This is a genomic window from Oceanisphaera marina, from assembly GCF_014643915.1.
Taxonomy (GTDB): Bacteria; Pseudomonadota; Gammaproteobacteria; order Enterobacterales; family Aeromonadaceae; genus Oceanimonas; species Oceanimonas marina.
This window is the reverse complement of sequence record NZ_BMKE01000026.1, coordinates 15,005-39,346: the sequence shown is the minus strand read 5'-3', so window position 1 is coordinate 39,346 and position 24,342 is coordinate 15,005. Positions and strand designations below refer to the sequence as shown.

At 53.4% G+C, this 24,342-nt stretch carries 23 protein-coding genes and 3 tRNA genes; 9 read left to right on the top strand and 17 right to left on the bottom strand.

The genetic code is table 11. The annotated features are described in order from the left end of the window. Nucleotides 1-224 precede the first annotated feature (224 nt). From lptD to IEW52_RS13605, 6 genes are read left to right on the top strand one after another with little or no spacing between them, the layout of a single operon-like run. Nucleotides 225-2,579: an LPS assembly protein LptD gene (gene lptD, locus IEW52_RS13630; RefSeq protein ID WP_188630625.1), complete on the top strand. Its 2,355-nt coding sequence runs from the start codon at nucleotides 225-227 to the stop codon at nucleotides 2,577-2,579. Nucleotides 2,580-2,603: 24 nt separating this feature from the next. Then, entirely contained in the window at nucleotides 2,604-3,920 is a 1,317-nt protein-coding gene (surA, locus tag IEW52_RS13625; protein ID WP_188630624.1) for a peptidylprolyl isomerase SurA, read from the top strand. Then, nucleotides 3,917-4,906 (top strand): 4-hydroxythreonine-4-phosphate dehydrogenase PdxA, encoded by a 990-nt coding sequence (gene pdxA, locus IEW52_RS13620; RefSeq protein WP_188630623.1) that lies wholly within the window; start codon nucleotides 3,917-3,919, stop codon nucleotides 4,904-4,906. Before surA ends, pdxA begins: the two co-directional genes overlap by 4 nt. Further along, a complete protein-coding gene (rsmA, locus tag IEW52_RS13615; protein ID WP_188630622.1) occupies nucleotides 4,899-5,705 on the top strand; it encodes a 16S rRNA (adenine(1518)-N(6)/adenine(1519)-N(6))-dimethyltransferase RsmA in 807 nt (268 codons plus the stop codon). The genes pdxA and rsmA overlap by 8 nt, the downstream gene beginning before the upstream one ends. 2 nt (nucleotides 5,706-5,707) lie before the next feature. Further along, on the top strand, nucleotides 5,708-6,082 hold the full coding sequence (gene apaG / locus IEW52_RS13610; RefSeq protein WP_188630621.1) for a Co2+/Mg2+ efflux facilitator ApaG/CorD: 375 nt from the start codon (nucleotides 5,708-5,710) through the stop codon (nucleotides 6,080-6,082). After that, nucleotides 6,082-6,912 (top strand): symmetrical bis(5'-nucleosyl)-tetraphosphatase, encoded by an 831-nt coding sequence (locus IEW52_RS13605; protein ID WP_188630620.1) that lies wholly within the window; start codon nucleotides 6,082-6,084, stop codon nucleotides 6,910-6,912. The genes apaG and IEW52_RS13605 overlap by 1 nt, the downstream gene beginning before the upstream one ends. Before the next feature lie 82 nt (nucleotides 6,913-6,994). Here the strand turns inward: IEW52_RS13605 and folA are convergent, their stop codons facing one another. From folA to rplU, 4 genes are all read right to left on the bottom strand, one after another. Then, entirely contained in the window at nucleotides 6,995-7,477 is a 483-nt protein-coding gene (folA, locus tag IEW52_RS13600; protein ID WP_188630619.1) for a type 3 dihydrofolate reductase, read from the bottom strand. Nucleotides 7,478-7,480: 3 nt separating this feature from the next. Then, nucleotides 7,481-8,653, bottom strand: coding sequence for an Obg family GTPase CgtA (gene cgtA / locus IEW52_RS13595; protein ID WP_188630618.1), 1,173 nt, complete (start codon nucleotides 8,651-8,653; stop codon nucleotides 7,481-7,483). 118 nt (nucleotides 8,654-8,771) lie between these two features. Next, nucleotides 8,772-9,029 carry a 50S ribosomal protein L27 gene (gene rpmA, locus IEW52_RS13590; protein ID WP_188630617.1) on the bottom strand — a complete coding sequence of 86 codons (258 nt, stop codon included), beginning with the start codon at nucleotides 9,027-9,029 and terminating at the stop codon, nucleotides 8,772-8,774. Nucleotides 9,030-9,046: 17 nt separating this feature from the next. Beyond that, nucleotides 9,047-9,358: a 50S ribosomal protein L21 gene (gene rplU / locus IEW52_RS13585; RefSeq protein ID WP_188630616.1), complete on the bottom strand. Its 312-nt coding sequence runs from the start codon at nucleotides 9,356-9,358 to the stop codon at nucleotides 9,047-9,049. A gap of 237 nt (nucleotides 9,359-9,595) precedes the next feature. On the opposite strand from rplU, the gene ispB reads away from it, so the two are divergent. Continuing rightward, nucleotides 9,596-10,570, top strand: coding sequence for an octaprenyl diphosphate synthase (gene ispB, locus IEW52_RS13580; protein ID WP_188630615.1), 975 nt, complete (start codon nucleotides 9,596-9,598; stop codon nucleotides 10,568-10,570). 246 nt (nucleotides 10,571-10,816) lie between these two features. Here ispB and IEW52_RS13575 read toward each other — a convergent pair whose 3' ends face one another. From IEW52_RS13575 to IEW52_RS13530, 10 genes are all read right to left on the bottom strand, one after another. Further along, nucleotides 10,817-12,133, bottom strand: coding sequence for an adenylosuccinate synthase (locus tag IEW52_RS13575; protein ID WP_188630614.1), 1,317 nt, complete (start codon nucleotides 12,131-12,133; stop codon nucleotides 10,817-10,819). A gap of 131 nt (nucleotides 12,134-12,264) precedes the next feature. Then, complete coding sequence (hflC, locus tag IEW52_RS13570) at nucleotides 12,265-13,155, bottom strand: protease modulator HflC (RefSeq protein ID WP_188630613.1); 891 nt, start codon at nucleotides 13,153-13,155, stop codon at nucleotides 12,265-12,267. A 3-nt stretch (nucleotides 13,156-13,158) separates the two neighbouring features. Next, a complete protein-coding gene (gene hflK / locus IEW52_RS13565) occupies nucleotides 13,159-14,331 on the bottom strand; it encodes an FtsH protease activity modulator HflK (RefSeq protein WP_188630612.1) in 1,173 nt (390 codons plus the stop codon). Nucleotides 14,332-14,377: 46 nt separating this feature from the next. Continuing rightward, nucleotides 14,378-15,664 (bottom strand): ribosome rescue GTPase HflX, encoded by a 1,287-nt coding sequence (gene hflX, locus IEW52_RS13560; protein ID WP_188630611.1) that lies wholly within the window; start codon nucleotides 15,662-15,664, stop codon nucleotides 14,378-14,380. Nucleotides 15,665-15,739: 75 nt separating this feature from the next. After that, the gene (gene hfq / locus IEW52_RS13555) at nucleotides 15,740-16,006 is read right to left on the bottom strand and encodes an RNA chaperone Hfq (protein ID WP_188630610.1); all 267 of its coding nucleotides are present in this window, start codon (nucleotides 16,004-16,006) and stop codon (nucleotides 15,740-15,742) included. Between the two features lie 35 nt (nucleotides 16,007-16,041). Continuing rightward, nucleotides 16,042-16,986, bottom strand: coding sequence for a tRNA (adenosine(37)-N6)-dimethylallyltransferase MiaA (miaA, locus tag IEW52_RS13550; protein WP_188630609.1), 945 nt, complete (start codon nucleotides 16,984-16,986; stop codon nucleotides 16,042-16,044). Beyond that, nucleotides 16,976-18,808, bottom strand: a complete 1,833-nt coding sequence (gene mutL / locus IEW52_RS13545; protein WP_188630608.1) for a DNA mismatch repair endonuclease MutL — start codon at nucleotides 18,806-18,808, stop codon at nucleotides 16,976-16,978. The genes miaA and mutL overlap by 11 nt, the downstream gene beginning before the upstream one ends. Before the next feature lies 1 nt (nucleotide 18,809). Beyond that, nucleotides 18,810-20,123 carry an N-acetylmuramoyl-L-alanine amidase gene (locus IEW52_RS13540; RefSeq protein WP_188630607.1) on the bottom strand — a complete coding sequence of 438 codons (1,314 nt, stop codon included), beginning with the start codon at nucleotides 20,121-20,123 and terminating at the stop codon, nucleotides 18,810-18,812. Further along, nucleotides 20,120-20,587 (bottom strand): tRNA (adenosine(37)-N6)-threonylcarbamoyltransferase complex ATPase subunit type 1 TsaE, encoded by a 468-nt coding sequence (tsaE, locus tag IEW52_RS13535; protein ID WP_188630606.1) that lies wholly within the window; start codon nucleotides 20,585-20,587, stop codon nucleotides 20,120-20,122. The genes IEW52_RS13540 and tsaE overlap by 4 nt, the downstream gene beginning before the upstream one ends. Further along, nucleotides 20,553-22,094, bottom strand: coding sequence for an NAD(P)H-hydrate dehydratase (locus IEW52_RS13530; protein WP_188630605.1), 1,542 nt, complete (start codon nucleotides 22,092-22,094; stop codon nucleotides 20,553-20,555). The genes tsaE and IEW52_RS13530 overlap by 35 nt, the downstream gene beginning before the upstream one ends. Here IEW52_RS13530 and queG point away from each other — a divergent pair. Both queG and IEW52_RS13520 read left to right on the top strand, forming a co-directional pair. Next, entirely contained in the window at nucleotides 22,093-23,241 is a 1,149-nt protein-coding gene (queG, locus tag IEW52_RS13525; protein ID WP_188630604.1) for a tRNA epoxyqueuosine(34) reductase QueG, read from the top strand. The genes IEW52_RS13530 and queG overlap by 2 nt on opposite strands. A 263-nt stretch (nucleotides 23,242-23,504) precedes the next feature. Next, nucleotides 23,505-23,795, top strand: coding sequence for a hypothetical protein (locus tag IEW52_RS13520; RefSeq protein ID WP_188630603.1), 291 nt, complete (start codon nucleotides 23,505-23,507; stop codon nucleotides 23,793-23,795). A gap of 77 nt (nucleotides 23,796-23,872) precedes the next feature. Here IEW52_RS13520 and IEW52_RS13515 read toward each other — a convergent pair. From IEW52_RS13515 to IEW52_RS13505, 3 genes are all read right to left on the bottom strand, one after another. Next, a tRNA-Gly gene (locus IEW52_RS13515) sits at nucleotides 23,873-23,948 on the bottom strand. A 140-nt stretch (nucleotides 23,949-24,088) separates the two neighbouring features. Next, nucleotides 24,089-24,164, bottom strand: a tRNA-Gly gene (locus IEW52_RS13510). 54 nt (nucleotides 24,165-24,218) lie between these two features. Beyond that, nucleotides 24,219-24,294, bottom strand: a tRNA-Gly gene (locus tag IEW52_RS13505). Nucleotides 24,295-24,342: the final 48 nt, after the last annotated feature.

Here is a 24,342-nt window from a genome sequence, read left to right as displayed (position 1 = left end):
GAAACAGGGTATCGGCAGGCAATATCAAGGCTGTTCGGCAGCGAAAGCCGATGAAAAGCAGCTAAGCTCATGAGCGGGATCCTAAAAGAAAAAATGGGGCTAAAGCAGGCCATAGTGCTGGCCGCAAGAATGCTTTATCATAGCCCGTTACCATAAAGTAATGACACCAAAAGCTCAACTAGCCACAGAAGGCGGTGTCGCCACCAGGATGCGAGCGTCAACCCATGAGAATACGGATTATCGGCTTACCCCTGTTGCTGCTTTCGGGCTTCAGTCAGGCCCAAACAAATACTCAAAATAGCGCAACAGAAGCCGCCTCTGATTTTAGCCGCTGCTTTAGCCATGTTCCGCTTCGGGTGGACTCCGCTTCAGGCAATAATAACCAGGCCCCAATTACCGTCACCGCAGAGGTGCTGGATGCCACCCGCGATGGCAAAATATTGTACCGTGGTGATGTAGAGGTAGAACAGGCACAGCGCAAGTTTCGCGCCGACTATGTCGAGCTGGAACAATTGAGCCGCGACGTGCTGGCCGAAGGCAATATCCATTATACCGATGGCACTATCAGCGTAGACAGCGAACAGCGCCTGACCGGTAATCTCACCAGTAAAGATACCCAGCTTGAACAGGCACAATACCAATTTCACGGTGAACCGGGTCGAGGCCAGGCCGGCCGTGTTCTGTTAAGCGACAACACCAATCAAGTTGATTTAAAAAGCGCCAGTTACACTACCTGTCCTCCCAACTCGGAAGTATGGCAACTAAAAGCCAGCACGGTGCAGGTTGAACAGGATGAAGTCTTTGGCGAAGCCTGGAATGCTGTACTCTGGCTGGGCGACGCACCGGTGTTTTACTTTCCCTATCTCAGATTCCCGGTCAAAGACGAGCGCCTGAGCGGGTTTTTATATCCCACCTTCGATCTCGGTAGCGATAGCGGCACCGATATCAGCCTGCCTTACTACTGGAATATCGCGCCCAATTACGATGCCACCCTCACGCCACGCTATATGGAAAAACGCGGCACCATGGCGCAACTCGAGTTTCGCTATCTGCCAGTGGCAGGCCAAAGCGGCACTTTATACACGGAATATCTAGAAAGTGACGCGGTACGAGAAAAAGAGCAGGGCTTGGATGAGGCTAGATGGTTGCTCAACTGGCGTCACAATGCCCGCTTTGATGCCGAAGGACACTGGCGCGCCAGTGCCGATTATACCAAGGTTGCCAATGAGGATTATGGCTACTGGGATGATTTCAGTCCCCCGGTAGGACAAGTCGTCGATAATCAACTGATGCAGTCTTTTCGCGGTGGTTATTACGATAGACATTGGCAACTGACGACAGAAGTTCGTGATTATCAGATCCTCCAGCGCGATCTGGGAACTCAACCTTTTCAACTGGCTCCCAGCCTGGCGTTGAACAGTTATCAGGGCTTTGGCAAGTTTGATGTGGGCTTTGACGCCGAGTTGACCCAGTTCAAGAACGACGCCAATGATGCGTATGAAGCTACCCGAATTCATGCCGAACCCAAGCTGGTGTATTCGGTGGTGAATCAACCCGGCGCTCAGTTGACGGCCGACGTGGGCGCCTATTACACCCATTACGAGCAGGATATTCCCGACACGCTGTCAAGCTACTATCAAAACACTCAGGGATTTACTACGGATGAACTGGACAGCAGTGTAGATCGATTGTTACCACGCTTGCGACTCAACGGCACCCTGGTATTCGATCGGGAAACTCAGTGGTTTTCACAAGATTTTACCCAGACTCTGGAGCCGCAGCTGCAATATCTGTATGTGCCCTTCAAGGATCAGAACAATATTGGCCTGTACGACACTACGGATATGCGCCAGGACTATTACAGCCTGTTCAGCGATCGCCGCTTTGCCGGCCTGGACCGGATCAGTGATGCCAATCAAATCACCGCCGGTTTTACCAGCCGCATCTATGATGCCGACAGCGTTGAGCGGCTTCGTCTGGCACTGGCTCAAACCTATAACTTCACCTCGCCCAAGGTGCAGTTATTCCCCAATGACGAGCCCAGTGATACCAAAAGCTCTTTCCTGACTTTTGAAGGCGATCTTAATATAGATGGCGACTGGTTTTTGCATACCGAAGCACAGCATGACACCCGCAACCACCGACTTGCCGCCGGTAATATTACCCTTGAATACAATAATCAGGGCCGTCTGGCACAACTGGGCTTCCGTCACCTGAACCAGACCTACTTCCCCGACGCCAGCCTGACTAATGATCTCAACCAGCTTGGCGGGACATTCTCCTGGCCACTGGATCCACAATGGCGTCTGATTGGCGGTCATTATCGGGATATTGAACTCAATCGTAATATCGATAGTCTGATAGGACTGCGTTATGACTCATGCTGTTGGGCGGTAAGCCTGGTGTGGGAGCAATCGCAAAAAGAAGACTGGTCAACCAAGACCGAGTTACAACAGGAAACACTGATAGGACTGCGATTCGAACTCAAAGGCCTGAGCTCATTTGGTACCGGCAACGGTGATTTTTCACCCGGCACCAGCTTGTTGCCTTATTATCGTCCCTTTAATCTAAATAATTGATTTTCATTGCGCACAGGACTTGTCATGAATAAAAGATGTAAACAACTGTTGATTGCCGCCGGTTTAGGGCTGCTTTCAACCACCAGCCAAGCGGTTGAGTTGCTTGATAAAGTGGTAGCCGTAGTCGATAAAGACGTGGTGCTGGAAAGCCAGTTGACCGGCCTGGTCGATCAGGTGAAAAACAGCGCAAGAGCCGCAAAACAACCTTTGCCCGATGAACAGGCCATCCGCAAGCAGGCACTGGAAAGACTGATACTCGAAAGCCTGCAGCTACAGCTGGCCGAGCGTCTTGGGCTGCGTATTACCGACACTCAACTGGAGCAGGCGATTGCGAATATTGCCCGTAGCGAAGGTAAAACCCCGGAACAACTGCGCAACGGCATTAAAGCCCAGGGCATCACCTACAGCCAGTTTCGAGATCAGGTACGCAACGAAATTCTGCTGAGTGAATTGGCTCGCAATCAGGTACGCCGCCGCATCAATATTTCCGATCAAGAAGTAAAGCAGGTGGTACAAATGATCAAGGAGCAAGGTCAGGATCAAAATCGTTACCAGGTGGGTAACATCCTGCTGCCATTGCCAAGCACCCCCAGCACTGAGCAGCTTCGTCAGGCAAGCAGCCAGGCTGATCAGTTGATCAAGCAGTTAAAACAAGGCGCGGATTTCCGCCAGCTTGCCATTGCCAACAGTGCAGGACCCAAAGCTCTGGAAGGCGGCGACTGGGGCTTGCTGGGCATCAATGAAATGCCTTCGCTCTTCAGCGAAGCGGTGAAGAATAACCGTAAGGGTGATATCATTGGTCCTATTCGCTCCGGTGCCGGCCTGCATATTCTGACGATCTTTGATATGCAAGGTGCAACGGCACAAACCGTACAAGCGGTAGAAGTGCGCGCTCGCCATATTTTGCTCAAACCTTCCATCATCATGAGTGAAGACAAAGCTCAGTCAATGCTGACCGAGTTTGCCGGTTCTATTCGCGCAGGCACAGCCACTATGGCACAGCTGGCAGAGCAGTATTCCGAAGATCCAGGCTCGGCCATCAATGGCGGTGATTTGGGCTGGTCGGCACCGGAAATGTATGTCAGCAGCTTTCGTGACACGGTAAGCCAGCTGAAAGTGGGCGAATTAAGCGAACCATTTCGCTCCGAACATGGTTGGCATCTGGTCAAGTTAGAAGATAAGCGGGTGATGGATGCCACCGAGCAAGCTAACGAACAACGAGCTTACAAGCTGATTTTTAATCGTCGCTTTACCGAAGAAGTGCAAACCTGGCTGGACGAGCTGAAGGATGAAGCCTATATCCGTATTGTCGACACCAATTTATCAAACGGTGAACTGTGATTTGTAAACGTATCGCGATAACACCTGGCGAGCCTGCCGGCATTGGCCCCGAGCTGATGCTGGCCTTGGCTGCGCAAGACTGGCCTGCAGAGCTGGTCGTCATAGCCGATCCCGAGCTGATTCAGTCTCGAGCCAAGGCGCTTGGCAAATCTTTGACTCTGCTGCCCTATCGGCCCGAGCAGCCCCCTCAGCCTCAACGAGCCGGCACCCTCACCATCATTCCGGTCAAGTTGGCCAAACCAACGACGCCGGGTGTATTGAATGAAGCCAACGGCCTGTATGTCCTCGAGACGCTCAAGCGAGCTTCAGATGGTAACATGAGTGGTGAATTTGCCGCCGTGGTGACCGGCCCGGTACACAAGGGCATTATCAATAAAGCCGGGGTGTCCTTTAGCGGTCACACCGAATTTTTTGCCCAGCAGGCCAACGTGCCCGATGTGGTGATGTTGCTGGCCGCACCGGGATTACGCGTAGCTCAGGTGACCACGCATATTCCGCTGGCCTATGTCGCCAAGGCCATTACCGAAGACAGGTTGAGCAAAATTATCCGTATTCTGCATGCGGAGCTGAAAAGCAAGTTTGCCCTGCCCAACCCGCGCATTTATGTGTGTGGATTAAACCCTCATGCCGGTGAAGACGGGCATCTTGGCCGTGAAGAGCTGGATATTATCATTCCCACTCTCGACATCCTGAGAGCCGAAGGCATGGATCTTGTGGGGCCGCTGTCATCGGATACGGTCTTTCAACAAAAATATATGCAGGACGCAGACGCCTTTCTGGCCATGTATCATGATCAGGGGCTGCCGGTATTAAAATATATCGGCTTCGGCCAGGCGGTTAACATCACCCTGGGCCTGCCCTTTATCCGCACCTCGGTGGATCATGGCACGGCCCTGGAATTAGCCGGAACCGACCAAATCGATGCGGGCAGCATGCTGTGCGCGCTTAATCAAGCCATTGAAATGATAGAAAAACGCGATGAATAGTAAAGTTCACCAAGGGCATAAAGCCCGTAAACGCTTCGGTCAGAATTTTTTGCACGACGACTATGTCATTGACCAGATAGTCGATGCTATTCATCCTAGCGATGAATTTACCATGGTTGAAATCGGCCCGGGCCTTGGCGCCCTCACCGGCCCGGTTTGCGATCGCATTAACCGCCTTAATGTCGTGGAGCTGGACCGGGATCTGGCCGCTCGACTGGCCACCCACCCCTTCTTGAAAGACAAGCTGAGTATTCATCAGGCCGATGCCATGAAGTTCGACTTTACCCAGCTGAAAGAGCCGGGCAAAAAGCTGAAAATCTTCGGTAATTTGCCTTACAACATCTCGACTCAGCTGATGTTCCATTTGTTCGAGTTTGCGGCCTGTGTCGAAGACATGCACTTTATGTTGCAAAAAGAAGTGGTGAATCGTCTGGCCGCGGGCCCGGGTAGCAAGACCTATGGCCGCCTGAGCGTAATGGCACAGTATTACTGTCAGGTTGTGCCGGTACTGGAAGTCGGTCCGGAAGCTTTTCAGCCTGCCCCCAAGGTCGACTCGGCCGTGGTCAAGCTGCTGCCGTATGAAGTACCACCGCATCCGGTCACCGACATCAGCTGCCTGTCTCGCGTGGCCGCCGATGCTTTCGGCAAACGCCGCAAGACCATTCGCAACAGTTTAAGCCATTTGTTCAACGTAGAGCAACTGACCGCTCTGGGGCTGGATCCCACGGCCCGACCGGAACAGCTTACTCTGGTTCAATATGTCGTCCTGGCCAACGCCTTGGCCGAACGCAAGGAATAATTATGACCCCCGGCGCCATTCATATCACCACTCAACCACATTATTTAGCCGAGCGTTCCACGCCCGATGAGCAAAATTATGTGTTTGCCTACACCATTACCATTGATAACCGTGGCGATATGTCCGTTACGTTAATGAGCCGTCGCTGGTTGATTACCGATGCCAACGGCAAAATAGTAGAAGTGGAAGGCAGTGGTGTGGTGGGCGAACAGCCACGCATAGCGCCGGGAGAACAGTTTACCTATACCAGTGGTGTCAGTCTGGCAACCCCGGTCGGCGTCATGGAAGGCAGCTACACCATGGTCCAGGAAAACGGTGATGAGTTTCAAGCGCCCATCGCCGCATTCCGTCTGGCATTACCGAACTTGATTAACTGATGACCACCTATGTTATTGGCGATTTGCAGGGTTGCCTCACCGAGCTGAACAGCTTGCTGGCCGAGGTCGCGTTTAACCCCTCGCGGGACACGCTTTGGTTGACCGGCGATCTGGTGGCACGAGGACCAGACTCGTTAGGCTGTTTGCGCCGCGTCATGGCCTTGGGCAATGCGGCCACCACCGTACTGGGTAATCACGACTTGCATCTACTGGCAGTAGCCAATGGCATAGGCAAGCCCAAGGCGGCAGATAAAATCAGCCCCATACTGCAGGCAACCGACAGTGCCGACCTGCTGTATTGGCTACGTCAGCAGCCCTTGTTGGCGGAGTACACATCCGGCGCCGCACACCAGCAGGGTTTTGCCATGAGTCATGCCGGAATAGCGCCGCAGTGGAGTATAGAGCAGGCGCGCATCGCCGCCCGCACAGCTGAAACCGAATTACGCTCTCCCCATTATCAAGAGCGACTGCGGCAAATGTATGGCAATGAACCCGATTTTTGGCGCTCGGATTTATCCGATCTTGAACAATTACGCTTTACCATCAACAGCTTTACCCGCATGCGCTTGTGCCATAAAGACGGCCGGCTGGATCTGGCCCATAAAGCGACGCTGAGCCAGGCCCCCGAACATTTGACCCCCTGGTTCACCTTGCGTGACGATCATCAGGATCCCCCCCTGATCTTCGGCCATTGGGCCGCGTTGGAAGGACAATGCGAGGTGCCCGGTGTTCATGCGCTGGATACCGGCTGTGTATGGGGGGGAAGTATGACGCTGCTATGTTGGGAAACCGGCGAGCGTATCGCCACCGCCTGCCCTGTATACGCTTAAATAATGTGTGAAGGGGAAATAAAGTGAAGGGTGAAACGTAAGGCCTGAGATGGTTAACACCTCACTCTTCCCCCTCCACTCTTTACCTTCTTTCAAACACCTGAAACCGACATTGATATTCATTGCGCTCGTCCGCCGGGCGCACCTGTTCAGAGTCTAACGACCAGTCTGCTGCCTGAAACGGAAAATAGGTATCTCCGTCTAGTTCGACATCTATCCGGGTCAAATATAAACGCTGGCTTAAAGGCATAAACGCTTCATAAAGCTGACCGCCGCCCATCACCATCACTTCAGCCTCATCTTGCAGCAACGCCAACGCGTCGGCAGGCGAAGCCACTACCTCGGTGCCCTGCGGCGCCTCGGCCAGGCTGCGGCTGACAATGATGTTGCGCCGTCCCGGCAGGGGTCTGCCGATGGAGTTGAAGGTGTTACGCCCCATCACCACCGGCTTACCCAGCGTAGTTTGCTTGAAGTAGGCCAAATCGCACGGCAGATGCCACGGCATGTCATTATCTTTACCGATGACGCCATTACGCGTCATCGCCACAATCATCGACACCAGCATGGGTTATTCGCGAGTATAGATAACGTGGCCGTCATCTTCTTCGTCGTCCCAGTCATCATCGTCTTCATCCGCTTGCGGCTCAGCTTGCTTGCCGAGGGTGGCTTGATGATATTCATCCCATTTGAAGTTAACCGGCTCGCGCGCATCTTCCAGTTCTTTTTGCGTGCGTGGGTTTTCTTCCAGGAAGTCCATCAAGGCTTCCGTCAGCTCTTTAGTTCCGTCTTTGCTGATGGCGCTAATGCGGAATACCGGGCCTTGCCAGTCCAGATGCTTGATCACCCGCTCGATAATGGCCTCGGCTTCATCTTCCATGACCAAATCGAGCTTGTTGAAGATCAACCAGCGGGGTTTGTTTGCAACCGTTTCGCTGTATTGCACCAATTCATTGATGATAATGTCGGCGTTGTCGGCAGGATCCGTCTCATCAGCCGGTAACACATCAACCATGTGCAACAACACGCGGCAGCGCTCAAGGTGCTTCAAGAAACGAATACCCAGACCAGCCCCGTCGGCGGCACCTTCAATCAAACCCGGAATATCGGCTACGACGAAGCTTTGATGACCACTGCAACGCACCACGCCCAGGTTAGGTACCAGGGTGGTAAACGGATAATCGGCCACTTTGGGCTTGGCAGCAGAAACCGCACGGATAAAGGTCGACTTGCCGGCATTGGGTAATCCCAGCATGCCCACGTCTGCCAGCAGCATCAGCTCCAGCAGTACTTCGCGGATCTCGCCTGGAGTCCCGTTGGTCTTTTGCCGAGGAGCGCGGTTAACCGAACTTTTAAAACGCGCGTTACCCAAACCATGAAAACCGCCCTTGGCGATCAACAGCTTTTGCCCATGGCGGGTCAGATCACCCAGAATTTCGCCGGTCATCTCGTCTTTGGCCCGAGTACCGACAGGTACCTTGATCACTAAATCCTGACCACGCTTGCCGGTACAATTACTGCTACGGCCGTTTTCGCCGCGCTCGGCGCGATGAAAACGTTCAAAATGGTAGTCGATCAAGGTGTTGAGGTTGTCATCGGCCAGCATGTACAAATCGCCACCATCACCACCATCGCCACCGTCGGGGCCACCGTTGGGAATATATTTTTCACGGCGAAAACTCACACAACCGTTACCGCCGTCACCGGCTTCAACCCGGATTTGTGCTTCATCTACAAATTTCATGGTATTACTCTCCCATCCGCTTTCTGATCCCAGTGTATCTGGTTCGAATGCTGAATGTGCTTTTTATAAAACAAAAAGCCCCGCCAGTAGGCGGGGCTTTTTTAGTCCTGCTTGATGCTTATTCAGCTTCAATGCTTACGAACTTGCGGTTCTTGGGACCTTTAATCTCAAACTTCACCTTGCCGTCGGCAGTGGCGAATAGAGTGTGATCTTTGCCCAGGCCTACGTTAACGCCGGCGTGGAACTTGGTTCCACGCTGACGTACGATGATGTTGCCCGCCAGGACGTTTTCACCACCAAAACGCTTAACACCAAGACGTTTACTTTCTGAATCGCGACCGTTACGAGTAGAGCCGCCTGCTTTTTTATGTGCCATGGAACTTAACTCCCCTCTTAGGCGCTGATACCAGTGATTTTCACTTCAGTGAACCACTGACGATGACCCTGCTGTTTGCGAGAGTGCTTACGACGACGGAACTTGACGATCTTGACTTTTTTGCCACGACCGTGAGCTACGACTTCAGCTACTACCTTGCTACCGTCGATGTAAGGAACACCAACTTTAACGTCTTCACCTTGAGCAACCATAAGCACTTTGTCGAATTCGACAGAAGCGCCAGTTTCAACGTCCAACTTCTCTAGACGAATCACCTGCCCTTCGGCTACACGGTGCTGTTTTCCGCCGCTTTGGATTACCGCGTACATGATTATAACTCCGACTTATTGGCACTATTTACCCTCTTGAGGGCGTGCACTAAAACTGTTCTACAATGGTCGCGTATTGTACGCAGATTGTGAGAGTGAGACAAGAGTGCAGTAATAAAAAAATGCGTCTTGTCCAAGATGATACCAAAGCGTGACAGGGCGGCTTTATCCCTTTGACAAATAGTGTAAAATCTCGGCATCAATGACTTTAGACTGCGTCGTTTGGCTTATAACTTTATGTTAGATATCAATAAAATAAAACAATTGACCGAGCAAGACATGCAATCGGTGAATAATTTAATCATGTCACGACTGCAATCGGACGTGGCTTTAATCAACCAGCTTGGTTTTTATATTGTGGGTGCTGGCGGCAAACGCATGCGCCCACAGCTTACCGTGCTGGCGGCTCGAGCATTGGGCTATGAAGGCGAGGCACATATTACCCTGGCCGCCATTATCGAATTCATTCACACAGCCACCCTGCTGCATGACGATGTGGTAGACGAGTCGGATTTGCGCCGTGGTCGAGACACCGCCAATGCCCTGTTTGGCAATGCGGCCAGCGTTCTGGTCGGTGATTTTCTGTATACCCGCGCCTTTCAGATGATGACAGAGCTGGATAACATGAAAATCATGAATATTCTCAGCGATGCCACCAATATTATTGCCGAAGGTGAAGTACTGCAGTTGATGAACTGCAACGATCCCGATACCACCGAAGACAGTTATATGCAGGTGATTTACTGCAAGACCGCCAAACTGTTTGAAGCCGCCACCCGACTGGCCGCCGTGCTGACCCATCAGCCAGCTGATATTGAGCAGGCCATGCTGGATTACGGTAAATATCTGGGTACGGCGTTTCAGCTGGTAGACGACATAATGGATTACAGCTCGGATGCCGGTGACATGGGCAAAAACGTCGGTGACGACCTGGCTGAAGGTAAACCGACCCTGCCCTTGCTGCGAGCCATGGCCGTCGGTAATGATGCACAGCGCGAACGCATTCGCGATGCCATTGCCCACCGTACCGGCATGGATCACCTGGAAGAAATCATGGCGATTCTGGCGGACACCCGGGCATTGGAATACAGTCAGCAACAGGCAGAACTGGAAGCTCAAAAAGCCATCGACAGCCTGAATATACTGCCCGACTCCGAACACAAATCGGCGCTGATCGCCCTCGCCCATATGGCGGTAGATCGCAGCAGCTAAATGTGAACACAGTACCGTTGCGCTATATTGCACCGATGTAGGCACTGCTTTAGCTGTGCAATATCACGCAGCGATATCTTATATGTCGTCGTATTATCACCTTTATTCGACGACTCGTCGGGATGGTTTAGTGTATCAGAACCTGCGTTGCAGGTTTTAGCAGCTGAAGCAGCTACTACATTCGTGAATAGATAATAAAAACGCCAGCTCAATGAGCTGGCGTTTTTTAGATACGAAACTTAATCATCAGGCATCAAACGGATGACGCAGAATCATGGTTTCGTCACGATCCGGGCCGGTAGAGATAATATCTATCGGCACGCCGGTCAGAGTTTCAATACGCTTGATGTAGTTACGAGCGGCCTGAGGCAGGCCTTCGACAGTAACAACACCAAATGTCGTCTCACTCCAGCCAGGCATGGTCTCGTAAACCGGCTTCACGGTTTCATAATCTTCGGCGGCCATCGGTGGCACATCTTTCACTGAACCGTCAGGCATTTGATAGCCCACACAAATCTTGATTTCTTCAAGACCGTCCAGTACATCCAGCTTGGTCAGGCAAAAACCGGAGATAGAGTTCACTTGAATCGCACGCTTGATGGCAACCAGGTCTAACCAACCGGTACGACGCAAACGACCGGTAGTAGCACCAAACTCATGGCCCACAGTACCCAGGTGTTTACCGACTGCATCCAGCTTCTCTTGACCATCGTAAAGCTCGGTAGGGAAAGGACCTGAGCCAACGCGCGTGGTGTAGGCTTTGATAATGCCCAGTACATAATCCAGGTAGCAAGGGCCAAAACCGGAGCCGGTAGCAACGCCGCCCGCAGTGGTGTTGGACGACGTCACATAAGGATAAGTACCGTGATCGATGTCCAGCAAGGTGCCCTGGGCGCCTTCAAACATGATCTTCTCGCCATTTTTACGGGCGGTGTCCAGTACATCGGTCACATCAACGACCATGCTGGTCAGCAGCTCGGCATAGCCTTTGGCCTGTTCCAGCACATCATCAAAAGACACGGCCTCAACACCATAAAAACCGGTCAGCTGGAAGTTGTAGTATTCCACAATTTCTTTCAGCTTGATGGCAAAGGTGTCCATGTTGGCAAGATCACCCACGCGTAAACCGCGACGAGCCACTTTGTCTTCATAGGCGGGGCCAATACCACGACCGGTAGTACCGATGGCTTTGGCACCACGGGCCACTTCACGAGCAACGTCCATGGCGACATGGTACTGCAGGATCAGAGGACAGGCTTCGCTCAGCACCAGACGCTCGCGCACTGGTATGCCGCTGGCTTCCAAACCCGCCATTTCCTTTAACAATGCTTCTGGCGACAACACTACGCCATTGGCAATGATGCAGGTGCAGTTATCACGCAAAATGCCTGATGGAATAAGGTGAAGAACGGTTTTTTTACCGTCGATAACCAGAGTATGACCCGCATTGTGGCCCCCCTGATAACGCACGACATAACGGGCTTTGTCAGTCAGAAGGTCTACGACCTTACCCTTGCCTTCGTCACCCCACTGGGTGCCGAGTACCACAACGTTTTGTCCCATTTTTCCTTTCACTAACTGTTAAGTTATTAAAAACCGAGTCTATCAAATTTTGACCAAATTCGGAATATAGTAAGCCAAACTTGGCCGGAAAAACTCGGACAGAAAAAAGCCCGGCTGCCCGGGCTTTGGTTTTACTGGCTTTTTCCAGAAGGATCCTTGAGGAAACGGAAGAATTCGCCATCCGGTTTGAGGATCATCATGTCACCCCCATGCTCGAAACTTTTACGATAGGCTTCAAGACTCCGAATAAAACTGAAGAATTCCGGATCCGCAGAGTAAGACTCTGCATAGATGTTGGCAGCAGAGGCATCACCTTCACCACGCAGGGTGCGGGAGTTACGCTGTGCTTCTGCAATCATGACGGTTACCCGACGATCCGCTTCAGCCTTGATGATCTCGGCCTGCTCACGACCTTCGGATCTGTGTTCACGAGCAACCGCAGTTCGCTCGGCGCGCATCCGCTGATAGATAGAATTGGACACTTCGGTCGGCAGGTTGATCTGCTTGATCCGCACATCCAACACCTTGATCCCCAGCTCTGAAGACGATTCCAACAGGCCGCGCAGTGCGCTTTCCATCACATCGCCACGCTCACCAGAGACGATATCACGTATGGTGCGGCTACCAATTTCGGAACGCAGGCTGTTGTTAATGCGTCGGCGCAGCAGGTTCTCTGCTTGCAGACGATTACCACCACCCGTGGCCAGATAATAGTTGGCAAAGTTGTCGATGCGCCATTTTACGTAGGAGTCGATGATAAGATCTTTCTTCTCCGAAGTAACAAAGCGATCCACCTGATCGTCCAGGGTCTGTAAACGGGCATCCAGTTTACGAACCTGATCAATCATGGGCACCTTAAAGTGCAGGCCGGGACCATATACGGTGGGTTGCTCCGTCCCCTGCTCACGTTTCACCTTGCCAAATTGCAGCACTATGCCCCGCTCGCCTTCAACTACCACGAATACAGAGGCATAAAGTACGATAACAGCCAGGGCAAGAATAACCATTAAACCTTTTTTCATGGCTTAGTTTCTCCCTGTCGGACGGATGGAACTTCTATCGGTATTCGAGCTAGCTTGTCCGCTGTCCGAACCCGCTTGCTGTTGCAGGCCATTAATATAATCAGAAGTGATGATATTAGGATCTACCTTGGTCCTGCGGTTGGCGTTCTGCTCAAGCAACTTGTCCAGCGGCAGATACATCATGTTATTGCTGCCCTCTGGGGTATCGATGATCACCTTGTTGACCTTGCTGTAAATCTCTTCCATGGTCTCCAGGTAAATACGTTCACGAGTCAGCTCAGGCTGCAATTGATACTGAGGCAGCAGCTCGCGAAAACGCGCCACTTCACCTTCGGCACGCAAGGCAACCTGCTCTTTATAACCTTCGGCTTCCTGCAGCAGACGCTTGGCCTGCCCCCGCGCCTTGGGCTCAATCTCACGAGCATAGGCTTCGGCTTCACGAATAAAGCGTTGTTCGTCTTCCTGTGCCGCGATGGCATCATCGAAGGCATCTTTCACTTCTTCCGGCGGACGTGCAGGCAGGAAGTTAAGATCCAGTACCGCCAGACCTAACTGGTAGGGCTCGATAATTTCTTCCAGCAGGGCGCGGGTTTCCTGACGTACGCGCTCACGACCTACGGTCAGTACGTCATCCATGGTGCTGTGACCCACCACATAGCGCAACGCACTGTCCAGCGCCTGGTGCAGACTGTCGTCGGCATTGGTCACGTTGAACAGATAGTCTCGAGGCTCAAGCACGCGATACTGCACATCCATTTCAACCCGCACCAGGTTTTCATCTTTAGTCAGCATGAAACCAGAGGCAGGCTGTGAACGTACCGACTCAACGTCTACCGGAAATACCCGATCGATGAAGGTGGCTTTCCAGCTCAGGCCAGGCTCGACACTCTGGTAATAATTACCAAAACGTAATACCACGCCACGCTGTGCTTCACCTATGGTGTAGAAACCGCTCACCACCCACACCACCAGGGCAATCACCAGCGCCACTACTATGCCAAAGGAGCCTAAACCACCGCTGCCACCGGAATCGGAGCCGCGACGACCTAATAAGCCACCGAATTTATTACTCAGGTTACGAATCACCTGATCCAGATCTGGCGGACCTTGTTGCTTGCCGTTGTTCCCCCAGGGATCACGGTCTTTGCCACCATTTCCAGGCTCATTCCAAGCCATTTGTCTCTCCGTCTTTCTGATTTATAAAAGTAACTTTACCAAGCAATCAATCGCTTATAAAGCGCTCTAACGGCTCATCTTCCTGCTTACGCAAACGTTGCCAGTCGGCTTGCTGCAGCCGGATATCGACCACAAACTCACCCTGCTCGCCAAACGATTCGCTTACTACTCCTTTCATGGCATAAAGCCGACTGCGCAGCTTGGATGCCGACGCCGGTAACGTCAACCTGTGCTCTACCAACACCCCTGCCAGCAACTGATTAAGCGCATCAAGCAGTTGATCTATGCCCAATGCCTCCTGTGCCGACAGCCAGACGGCTCGCGGTTTTCCTTCTTCATCCAGCTCAACGCGACTACTGGGATTATCCAGCTTGTCTATTTTATTGAATACCATCAGCACCGGAACGTCATCGGCATCAATCTGCTCCAATACCGAATTGACCTCATCGATGTTTTCGCGCATTTGCTCATCGGCGCAATCCACCACGTGCAGTAACAAGTCTGCATCCCGGGTTTCTTGCAGAGTGGCTTTAAAGGCGGCGATTAAATCGTGGGGCAAATGACGAATAAACCCGACGGTGTCGGCCAGTATGCTGGTGCCGGCATCGGGTAACTCCAGCTTGCGCAAGGTGGGATCCAGGGTCGCAAACAGCTGATCCGCCGCGTAGACATCCGACTGGGTCAACCGATTAAACAGGGTCGACTTGCCGGCGTTGGTATATCCCACCAATGACAAGGTCGGCAGCTCGTTGCGTTTGCGAGCCCGGCGGCCTTGTTCACGCTGGCGTGATACTTTTTCCAGTCGTTTTTGAATATATTTGATGCGCTCACGCAACAAACGTCGGTCGGTTTCAAGCTGGGTTTCACCCGGGCCACGCAGTCCTATACCGCCTTTCTGGCGTTCAAGGTGGGTCCAGCCTCGCACCAATCGGGTCGACATATGGCGTAATTGCGCCAGCTCAACCTGTAATTTACCTTCGTGGGTACGAGCGCGCTGCGCAAATATATCCAGGATAAGACCGGTACGATCCAGTACCCGGCATTTTATTTCTCGCTCCAGGTTGCGTTCCTGGGCCGGGCTCAGGCTGTGGTTGAAAATAACCACATCTGCCTCATGCATCTGTACCAGACTGGCCAACTCGTCGACTTTACCGGTACCAATGAAAAACTTCGGTTGTGGTGAGGCTCGACTGCCAGTCAGTACCGAGCACACGGCAACGCCCGCCGAATCGGTCAGCAGCTCCAACTCTTCGAGATCTTCGCGTTCACTGTCATCGGCAAAGTTGACATGAACCAGAATGGCGGACTCACCACCTTGATAACGCTCAAACAAGGCGCGCCCTCCATTGTGTAATATCGTGGTGCTGTAAATAGCACAGCCGAGTCAGCATAGGATGATAACTCAAACTCAATCTTGATCCTGCTCGGGAGCAGCTGCATCGGCATTGGGCGACGTCGGCGTCAAATGATGCACGGGCCGCGCGGGTACCACGGTAGAAATCGCGTGCTTATAGACCATTTGGCTCACCGTATTTTTCAGCAAAATAACGAATTGATCGAATGACTCTACCTGTCCTTGTAGCTTGATGCCATTCACCAGATAAATAGAGACAGGGACCCGCTCTCGTCGCAGCGCATTCAAAAACGGGTCCTGCAAAGATTGTCCCTTAGCCATGTTGTTATCCTTATTTTTTGTCATTATGGAAATTGTTATTGTTGTATTTCATTATGGGCCTGCCTGATTTGTGCAATCACATCTTGGCCAACCGCTTTATTGTCTGTATCCAGCCATTGCAGATCCGGCCATCCCCTGAGCCAGGTCAACTGCCGCTTGGCCAGCTGGCGAGTGGCAGCCGTGCCACGCTCTATCATTTCATCATAGCTGACAACACCGCTCAGGTAATCCCACATCTGACGATAGCCAACACAACGAATGGACGGCAGATCCGGATGTAAATCACCCCGTTCATACAGGACTCGAACTTCCTGCTCAAAGCCCTGGTCCAACATCAGGCGAAACCGCTCGCCAATACGTTTGTGTAATTGGGAACGCTCGCGAGGCGCAATGGCAAACTGTAACACTTTGTAAGGCAAGGGATCACCCTTGCGCTGGGTTAATTCTGTTAGCGTGCTGCCAGAAATGCGATAAACCTCTAATGCTCGGGATACACGCTGGGGATCGTTAGGGTGAATTCGCGCCGCGGCAACCGGATCTATATCGGCCAGCTGCCGATGCAATGCCTCCCAACCCTGTTCTTGTGCCTGAGCTTCTATTTCCGCTCGCACGGCAGCATCGGCACTGGGCAGAGGAGACAAGCCTTCCAGCAAGGCTTTGAAATACAGCATGGTGCCGCCAACCAGCAACGGAATCCGCCCAGCGGCGGTAATGTCGGCCATCGCCGCCAGAGCATCGCGCCTGAAATCGGCGGCAGAGTAAGCGTCAATAGGATCCAACAAATCGATCAGCCGGTGCGGTACCGCCGCCTGCTCTGCCGCCGTGGGCTTGGCCGTGCCGATATTCATGCCTTTATAGACCAAGGCCGAATCGACACTGACCAGCTCGCAGGGCAAGACCTTGCATAGCTCCATGGCGAGGCTGGTTTTACCGGAGGCCGTTGGGCCCATCAAAAATATTGCCAGGGGCTTAGTCCCCATTTATCCACCTGTCTAATTGTTGTTCCACTGCCAGTGGCTGTAAAAAGGGCAAGCTGGCGGTTTCGGCTGGCAGTCGAGATTGCAGCCGTTGCCATAAGGCCACCGCGTCGGTCATGGACCAAGACTTGCGATGCGCACTGCCCTGGGCACTTAGCCACTGGCATAAGTCCGCCGGCGTCATGTCTTGATCCAGCCGGGTTAATAACTCGGGAAACAAGCGCGCCAAATCGGCATGGCGTAATGGTTGCGGCACCCGAGTCAGAATAATGGTGTCGCCGGTGGCCTTTTTCAACTCCAGTCCCAGTTTTTGCAACTGTGTTTGGTGCTGCTCCACCGCGTGCTGCTGCGCGGGCGATAAACTGAGTCGAATAGGTAATAATAGCGGTTGCGGCGTCAGGCCCTGTTGCCAGACCGCAAGCAGGGCCTGGCCATCGGCGTAGGCACTGGCCCGATTGAGATCACACAGCCAGAGTTGTTGTTGATACCACAGCACCAGGGCTTTTTCTTTGACCAGTTGCAATGGCTGCCCGCACTCTGAAGAAAACACCTGTGGGTCGGTTTTTGCTGAGGCCGCCCCCGTAAAAGCTGTCGTATTCGATTCTGTCGCCAGTGTGGTTAACAGGCCGTCTATGCCCTGCCATTCGCCACGGCTGATGCTGCTTGGGGCTTTTTCTCTCGCCACGCCACCATAGCCATGTCGAGGGGCCTGATATTTTACCGTCGCTGTCGTTGCTTCGCCGTGATGGGGCCGGGCTTCCTCCACACTCCAGGGGACGTCATCATGGTCGCCTTTTGAAGACGATGACTCAGCCGACGGGATCAGGGGCGCCTGTTCCAGGGCTTGCGCCAGTACCTGATAAATAAAATCATGTACCAGACGAGATTGATGGAATCGCACTTCGTGCTTGGCCGGATGCACGTTTACATCCACTTCTTTTGCGTCCAGCTCCAGGTACAACACAAAGGCGCCATGGCTGTCGGCGGGCAGCCGTTCGCCATAGGCCTGACGTACCGCATGATTGAGCAACTTGTCGCGCATCATGCGGCCATTCACATAGGTGTATTGTACGTCTGGCTGAGCACGGGCCGCGCCGGGTGGCGCCAGCCAGCCCCACAATCGAAACCCGTGGTGCTCGCTGTCCAGCCTGAGTGCCGAGTTGATAAAAGCGGGGCCGCACACGGCCGCCAGCCGCTTGTCTTGTTGAGAAGGTAAACGCCCGGCTCGATACTGGCGGATCTGCTTGCCGTTATGGCGTAATATCACGTCGAGATCGAAACGACTTAGCGCAATTCGCCGTACCACTTCGTCTATATGGCCAAATTCGGTTTTTTCGGTACGCATGAACTTGCGCCGTGCCGGAGTATTAAAGAACAAATCACTCACTTCGAGCGTGGTGCCCTGGGGATGGGAAGCAGGCATCAACTTTACTTCCATGTCCCGCCCCTCGGCCATGGCCTGCCAGGCTTCGCTCTGCTCGGCGGTTTTGGACGTTAACGTCAGCCGAGCCACCGAACTTATCGAAGCCAGCGCTTCACCACGAAAGCCCAGGCTCATGATCTGTTCCAGATCTTCCAGCGTACTGACCTTGGACGTGGCATGACGTGATAATGCCAGCGCCAGTTCGTCTTTACTGATGCCACAGCCGTTATCACGCAGCCGAATCAGCTTGGCGCCGCCCTTTTCAATGTCGATCTCGATACGGGTCGCGCCGGCATCCAGGCTGTTTTCAATCAGTTCTTTAACCACAGAGGCCGGTCTTTCCACCACTTCTCCGGCGGCAATCTGGTTCGCCAAACGGGCTGGCAAAATCTTGATCGCCATATCAGCTCCCCGGAATATCCAAGACCTGACCGATACGCACCACGTCGGTCTTCAGGCTGTTATGGCCTTTTAAACGACTCAAGCTGACTCCATAACGCTGGGCGATAAGCGACAGGCTTTCACCGGTGCGTACCGTGTGTTTTTTAGGCTGGCCCGTACTCTGAGTGGCCATCATGGTGCCGCTGGGCGGGTTCTGCCGATAAAAGGACTTAACGCCATTAAACACCGCTTGCGCCACTTTTTGCTGATGCGCCGCCGTTAGCAACAGCTGCTCTTCTTGTGGATTGGAAATAAAGCCCGCCTCAATCAGCAAAGAGGGAATATCCGGCGACTTCAGTACCGCCAGGCTGGCATGTTCCGGCTTGCTCTTGTGCAGGCGCACCACCTTGCCCATGGCAGACAATATATGCTCGCTGATGGCGTAACTGTCGGCGCGGGATTTATCCATCGACAAATCGAGGAAAGTACGGGTGAGATAAGGATTGCCGTCGGTTTGAGAAATCACCTCACCCACGCCACCCAGCAGCTCTGACTGGCGTTCCTGCTTCTCCAGCCAGCCCGCCATTTCGCGGTTGGCCCGATTGGATGATAACACCCATACCGAGGCACCTCGCGGCCCACTGTTGGCCACGCTATCGGCATGAATCGACAGTAATAAATCCGCACGCCCCTTGCGGGCAATTTCCGAACGTCGATTGAGGTTCACGTAGTAATCGCCGGTTCGGGTCATCACCGCCCGCATGCCGGGTTCTTTGTTAATCAGATCGGCAAGCCGCCGGGAAATCGCCAGCGTCACGTGTTTTTCCCGATTTTTCTTTGGCCCTATCGCTCCGGGGTCTTCACCGCCATGGCCGGCATCAATGGCGATCACCACCTCTTTCTGCCCCATGGGAGCCGGTTTGCGCGCTATCTGCTGCGGCGTATGAGTGGTATCGCTGTAGGGCAGATCAACCACCAGACGGTGACCATACTCGCCTGCCGGCGCCAAGGGGAATACCACAGGTTTGACGCTATTCTTCAGCTCGAAGACCAGGCGGTAGCTGCCGGCAGCAGGCGGGCTACTGTCGCGTATCCGGGTGATCAACTCGCTTTTATTGTTGATGGCGGCAAACTTCACCCTATTCTGAGTTTGGCTTAAATCCACCACCAACCGATGCGGATTGGTGAGCATAAAATATTCGTACCTGGGCGCCGAGCTCATATCGAGCACGATGCGGGTATTGTCTGGCGATGGCCAGACACGGATGCTTTCCAGCTGATTTGCCCAGGCCGATACGCTGAACCAAAAACAGATTAATGCCAGTATCGCCTTCACGCTGATAGTTTCTCCAACAGTGCTATCCCAACCGGGGTGTTCGCTTCAATTCGCGCCACTCGCCTTTCACCCTCATATTGCAGGGTAATGTCCATATCAGCGGCTGGCAGCATGCCATGACCGCGCTCGGGCCACTCAACAAGGCACAGGCTGTCTGGAGTAAAATAATCACGAATGCCCATATATTCCAGCTCTTCCGGATCCGCCAGCCGATATAAATCAAAGTGATACACCTGCCAGCCCCCCACCTGATAAGGTTCAACCAGAGTATAGGTGGGGCTTTTTACCTTGCCTTGATGCCCAAGCCCTTGAACCACGCCACGACTCAGCGTGGTTTTACCCGCCCCCAGGTCGCCATGGAGAAAAATAATGGTTGCCGCACCAAAAGACTGTGCCAGCTTGCTCCCCAGCGCCAGCGTTTGCTGCTCATCAGCCAGGGACAAATTCAGGATGTTTGTTGTCATAGTCGTCATTTTCATTGATTAGGCTTCTGAGTGGAGACAGTAAATCCGATGCCAGCAACCCCCGCATTCCCTGGGTTGCGGCCATATCGCCGGCCAAACTGTGTAAGCACACCGCCAGTGAGGCGGCATTGAAAGGAGTCAAACCTTGAGCCATGAAGGCGCCGATTATACCAGATAACAAATCGCCCATCCCCCCCGATGCCATGCCGGAGTTGCCATAATGACATAATCTGACATCACGCTCATCCACGATTAAGCTGCCGGCTCCTTTTAATACCACCACACCGCCATATTGTTGTTGAATAGCCCGGGCTGCCGCCTGCCGATCAGCCTCAATATCGGCCACGGTGCACTGCAGCAAGGTCGCCGCCTCTCCCGGATGAGGCGTAAGCACCCAGGGGCTTTGCGCGGGTAATGATATTCCTCGTTTGGCCAGCCACCATAAGGCATCCGCATCTATCACCATGGGCTTGTCGCTTTCGAGAGCAGCCTCAAATAATGCCAAAGACCAATCATCCCGCCCCAATCCGGGCCCCAATACCAGGGCATCGGCCCATTGCCAATCGCTAAACTCGGGAAAGACCGCCGTCATTAATTCGGGCCGCATCATGTTCAACAACTGCGCATGACTGTCATGACTAACCAGCCGCACCAAACCGGTGCCACAGCGTAATGCCGCCTCGCCGGCCAGGCGAATCGCACCATTCATGCCTCGGTTACCACCGGCAATCAATAATCGCCCAGCTTCGCCTTTATGGGCCCCTCTTCGCCTGGCTGGCAATGCTTGACGCTGCTGCTGCCAATGCATCAGGCTCGCCAAGGGGGGCTGTGCCAGCACTTTATTTAATAAGGTCTGCATGCCGAGATCTGCCAATAATAGAGTACCCACCACATCAGGTCCGCGCCCCGTCAGCAATCCCGCCTTCAGTCCAATCACACACAGGGTCTGATCGGCCACCACCGCCTCGGTCAGGATCTGACCGGTATCGGCACACAGGCCCGACGGCAAGTCGATAGCCAGCACCGGAGCCGAGCTTTGATTGATGCGACGAATATGTTGCTCGACCTCTGATCTTAGGGGGCCGCTTAACCCCGTACCCAGCAAGGCATCAATAATCAGATCTGGCTGACCATAAAGCTGGTCCAGCTGACCGATAACGCCACCCTGCGCCTGATAATAATCTCGCGCCGTGGCGGCATCGCCGCGTAAACGCCGCGCGTCTCCCATCTGTATCAGTTGCACCTGAATACCGGCCTCTATTGCCAGGCGCGCCACCACATAACCATCACCGGCATTATTGCCGCCACCGGTAAATACCCACCAGCAACGGGCCTGAGGCCAGGCGCTACGAGCTTGCTCGAACACCGCCTGACCGGCACGTGTCATCAGCTCGAACAAGGTCAGACCTGCACTGGCAGCCGCCAGCCGTTCGCCGACTCGGATCTGCTCCGAGGACCATACCGATTGTGTTAGACTATGGGACTTTTCCAGACTGATAATATCCATGACAGTTCCCGACTTTGAGACCTTAGCGCACGATATCAAGCTCTGGGCAGCAGAGCTAGGCTTTAGCCAGGTCGGTATTACCGATACCGACCTGGCGGAGCACGAACCCCTGCTGGCCGACTGGCTCGACAAGGGATATCACGGTGACATGGAGTATATGGCCCGCCATGGCATGATGCGTGCGCGCCCACACGAGCTGCTGCCCGGCACCTTGCGGGTAATTTCGGTACGCATGAATTATCTGCCAGAACAGGCGGCCATTGCCAGTGTGCTGAGCAACCCCGAATTGGGTTATATCAGCCGTTATGCCCTGGGTCGGGATTATCACAAGGTGATGCGCCAACGCCTGAAAAAGCTCTCGGACCGTATCGAACAGCGGGCACAGCAACTGGAGGCTCGGCCCTTTGTCGACTCGGCACCCGTACTGGAGCGTCCCCTGGCCGCCAAGGCAGGCCTGGGCTGGACCGGCAAACATTCGCTGTTGATCAATCATCAGCAGGGCTCGTTTTTCTTTCTTGGCGAATTACTGGTTAACCTGCCGCTGCCGACCGACCAACCGGTTGAAGAAGGCTGTGGCAAGTGTGTGGCCTGTATTACCGCCTGCCCCACCGGCGCCATTGTTGAGCCTTACGTGGTGGATGCCCGGCGTTGTATTTCTTATCTCACCATAGAACAGGACGGGCCTATTCCTGTCGAGTTACGCCCTTTGATGGGCAATCGCATCTACGGTTGTGACGATTGCCAGTTGATCTGCCCCTGGAATAAGTTTGCCAATGCCAGCCAGGAACCCGACTTTGCGGCCCGGGATAATCTGCATGCCCCCGAGCTGCTCGCCTTGTTCGACTGGGACGAGGCCCATTTTCTCAAGCAAACCGAAGGCAGTCCGATTCGACGCATTGGTTATCGTCGCTGGTTGCGTAATATTGCCGTCGCCCTGGGTAATGCGCCGGTCAGCCCCAGCGTCATGTTGGCGCTGGAACAAAAACGTCAGCAAGACGATATGGATGCCATGGTGCTGGAGCATCTTGACTGGGCATTGGCGCAGCAAAGAGCCGGGCTGGCCAAAATAGGCCGCAAGACAGAACGCTTGATCCGCGCCGTGGATAAAGGCATGCCCACCCATGCCCGTTTTGAGCACGACGAATAAGGTCTGTCCCTTAGGGGCAGCGGCAAGCTATAAGCCGTAAGCCCAAGCAACAACACTGCTAGGGTCGAATTCATTGGATCTCTTTTAACCGGAGCTGCCGTTCTTGGTCGAGTAAATTCGCCCCTGCACAAGGCAATGCTTTTACTTCAATCAGCATTAAAAATGAGCAACCGGGCACTCCTGCTTTGCTGATAGACTTTGCTTTCCCTTCATACTTGCACTAACTACTTAAATCAGGAACTTTGGCGAAAAGGAGGATGACGATGTCTTTCCATCTGGAGCGTCGTACGCTCTATACCGTATTGCGTGACTACATGGCGCAGCACGGCGATCTCAACAAGGATGCAGCACAACTTAGGATGGCCTTCAAGGATACTGAAGCCTTGATCGACTTTTCCCTCTATCAAGAAGATGTTGCCATTGATGTAGATGCGGCCAACCGGATAAGCAAAGTGGGCCTGGCATGGCTGGACTACGCAGCAGCACATCCCGATAATCCAGAGGGGTATGCCGATACCGCGCAGAGCACGCTGGAAGATACAGCTACGCCCTGAAATAACAAACATGCAGGCAATATACAGCCGAAAAGCAGACACAAAAAAGCCGACCAATGGTCGGCTTTTTTGTTATTTGGAGCGGGAAACGAGATTCGAACTCGCGACCCCAACCTTGGCAAGGTTGTGCTCTACCAGCTGAGCTATTCCCGCTAAACTTTCTTTAACTCTGCGAGCGGTCGCGGCGACCCTCTATCAACTTCAGCAAGGTTATGTTCTACCCGCTGAGCTATTCCCGCAATAAAGCTTAAAACACATACACGATATCGTTCTGGTAACGCTACCGTTTAATTTGGAGCGGGAAACGAGATTCGAACTCGCGACCCCAACCTTGGCAAGGTTGTGCTCTACCAGCTGAGCTATTCCCGCAATAAAGCTTAAAACACATACACGATATCGTTCTGGTAACGCTACCGTTTAATTTGGAGCGGGAAACGAGATTCGAACTCGCGACCCCAACCTTGGCAAGGTTGTGCTCTACCAGCTGAGCTATTCCCGCAGTAATCTTTAACTCTGTGCATGGGGCCGCGTCGCAACCCTCATCAAC

Coding starts and splice junctions, on each gene's coding strand:
- lptD (WP_188630625.1), top strand. CDS start 225: ATGAGAATACGGATTATCGGCTTACCCCTGTTGCTGCTTTCGGGCTTC.
- surA (WP_188630624.1), top strand. CDS start 2,604: ATGAATAAAAGATGTAAACAACTGTTGATTGCCGCCGGTTTAGGGCTG.
- rsmA (WP_188630622.1), top strand. CDS start 4,899: ATGAATAGTAAAGTTCACCAAGGGCATAAAGCCCGTAAACGCTTCGGT.
- apaG (WP_188630621.1), top strand. CDS start 5,708: ATGACCCCCGGCGCCATTCATATCACCACTCAACCACATTATTTAGCC.
- IEW52_RS13605 (WP_188630620.1), top strand. CDS start 6,082: ATGACCACCTATGTTATTGGCGATTTGCAGGGTTGCCTCACCGAGCTG.
- folA (WP_188630619.1), bottom strand. CDS start 7,477: ATGCTGGTGTCGATGATTGTGGCGATGACGCGTAATGGCGTCATCGGT.
- cgtA (WP_188630618.1), bottom strand. CDS start 8,653: ATGAAATTTGTAGATGAAGCACAAATCCGGGTTGAAGCCGGTGACGGC.
- rpmA (WP_188630617.1), bottom strand. CDS start 9,029: ATGGCACATAAAAAAGCAGGCGGCTCTACTCGTAACGGTCGCGATTCA.
- rplU (WP_188630616.1), bottom strand. CDS start 9,358: ATGTACGCGGTAATCCAAAGCGGCGGAAAACAGCACCGTGTAGCCGAA.
- ispB (WP_188630615.1), top strand. CDS start 9,596: ATGTTAGATATCAATAAAATAAAACAATTGACCGAGCAAGACATGCAA.
- IEW52_RS13575 (WP_188630614.1), bottom strand. CDS start 12,133: ATGGGACAAAACGTTGTGGTACTCGGCACCCAGTGGGGTGACGAAGGC.
- hflC (WP_188630613.1), bottom strand. CDS start 13,155: ATGAAAAAAGGTTTAATGGTTATTCTTGCCCTGGCTGTTATCGTACTT.
- hflK (WP_188630612.1), bottom strand. CDS start 14,331: ATGGCTTGGAATGAGCCTGGAAATGGTGGCAAAGACCGTGATCCCTGG.
- hfq (WP_188630610.1), bottom strand. CDS start 16,006: ATGGCTAAGGGACAATCTTTGCAGGACCCGTTTTTGAATGCGCTGCGA.
- miaA (WP_188630609.1), bottom strand. CDS start 16,986: ATGGGGACTAAGCCCCTGGCAATATTTTTGATGGGCCCAACGGCCTCC.
- mutL (WP_188630608.1), bottom strand. CDS start 18,808: ATGGCGATCAAGATTTTGCCAGCCCGTTTGGCGAACCAGATTGCCGCC.
- tsaE (WP_188630606.1), bottom strand. CDS start 20,587: ATGACAACAAACATCCTGAATTTGTCCCTGGCTGATGAGCAGCAAACG.
- queG (WP_188630604.1), top strand. CDS start 22,093: ATGACAGTTCCCGACTTTGAGACCTTAGCGCACGATATCAAGCTCTGG.
- IEW52_RS13530 (WP_188630605.1), bottom strand. CDS start 22,094: ATGGATATTATCAGTCTGGAAAAGTCCCATAGTCTAACACAATCGGTA.
- IEW52_RS13520 (WP_188630603.1), top strand. CDS start 23,505: ATGTCTTTCCATCTGGAGCGTCGTACGCTCTATACCGTATTGCGTGAC.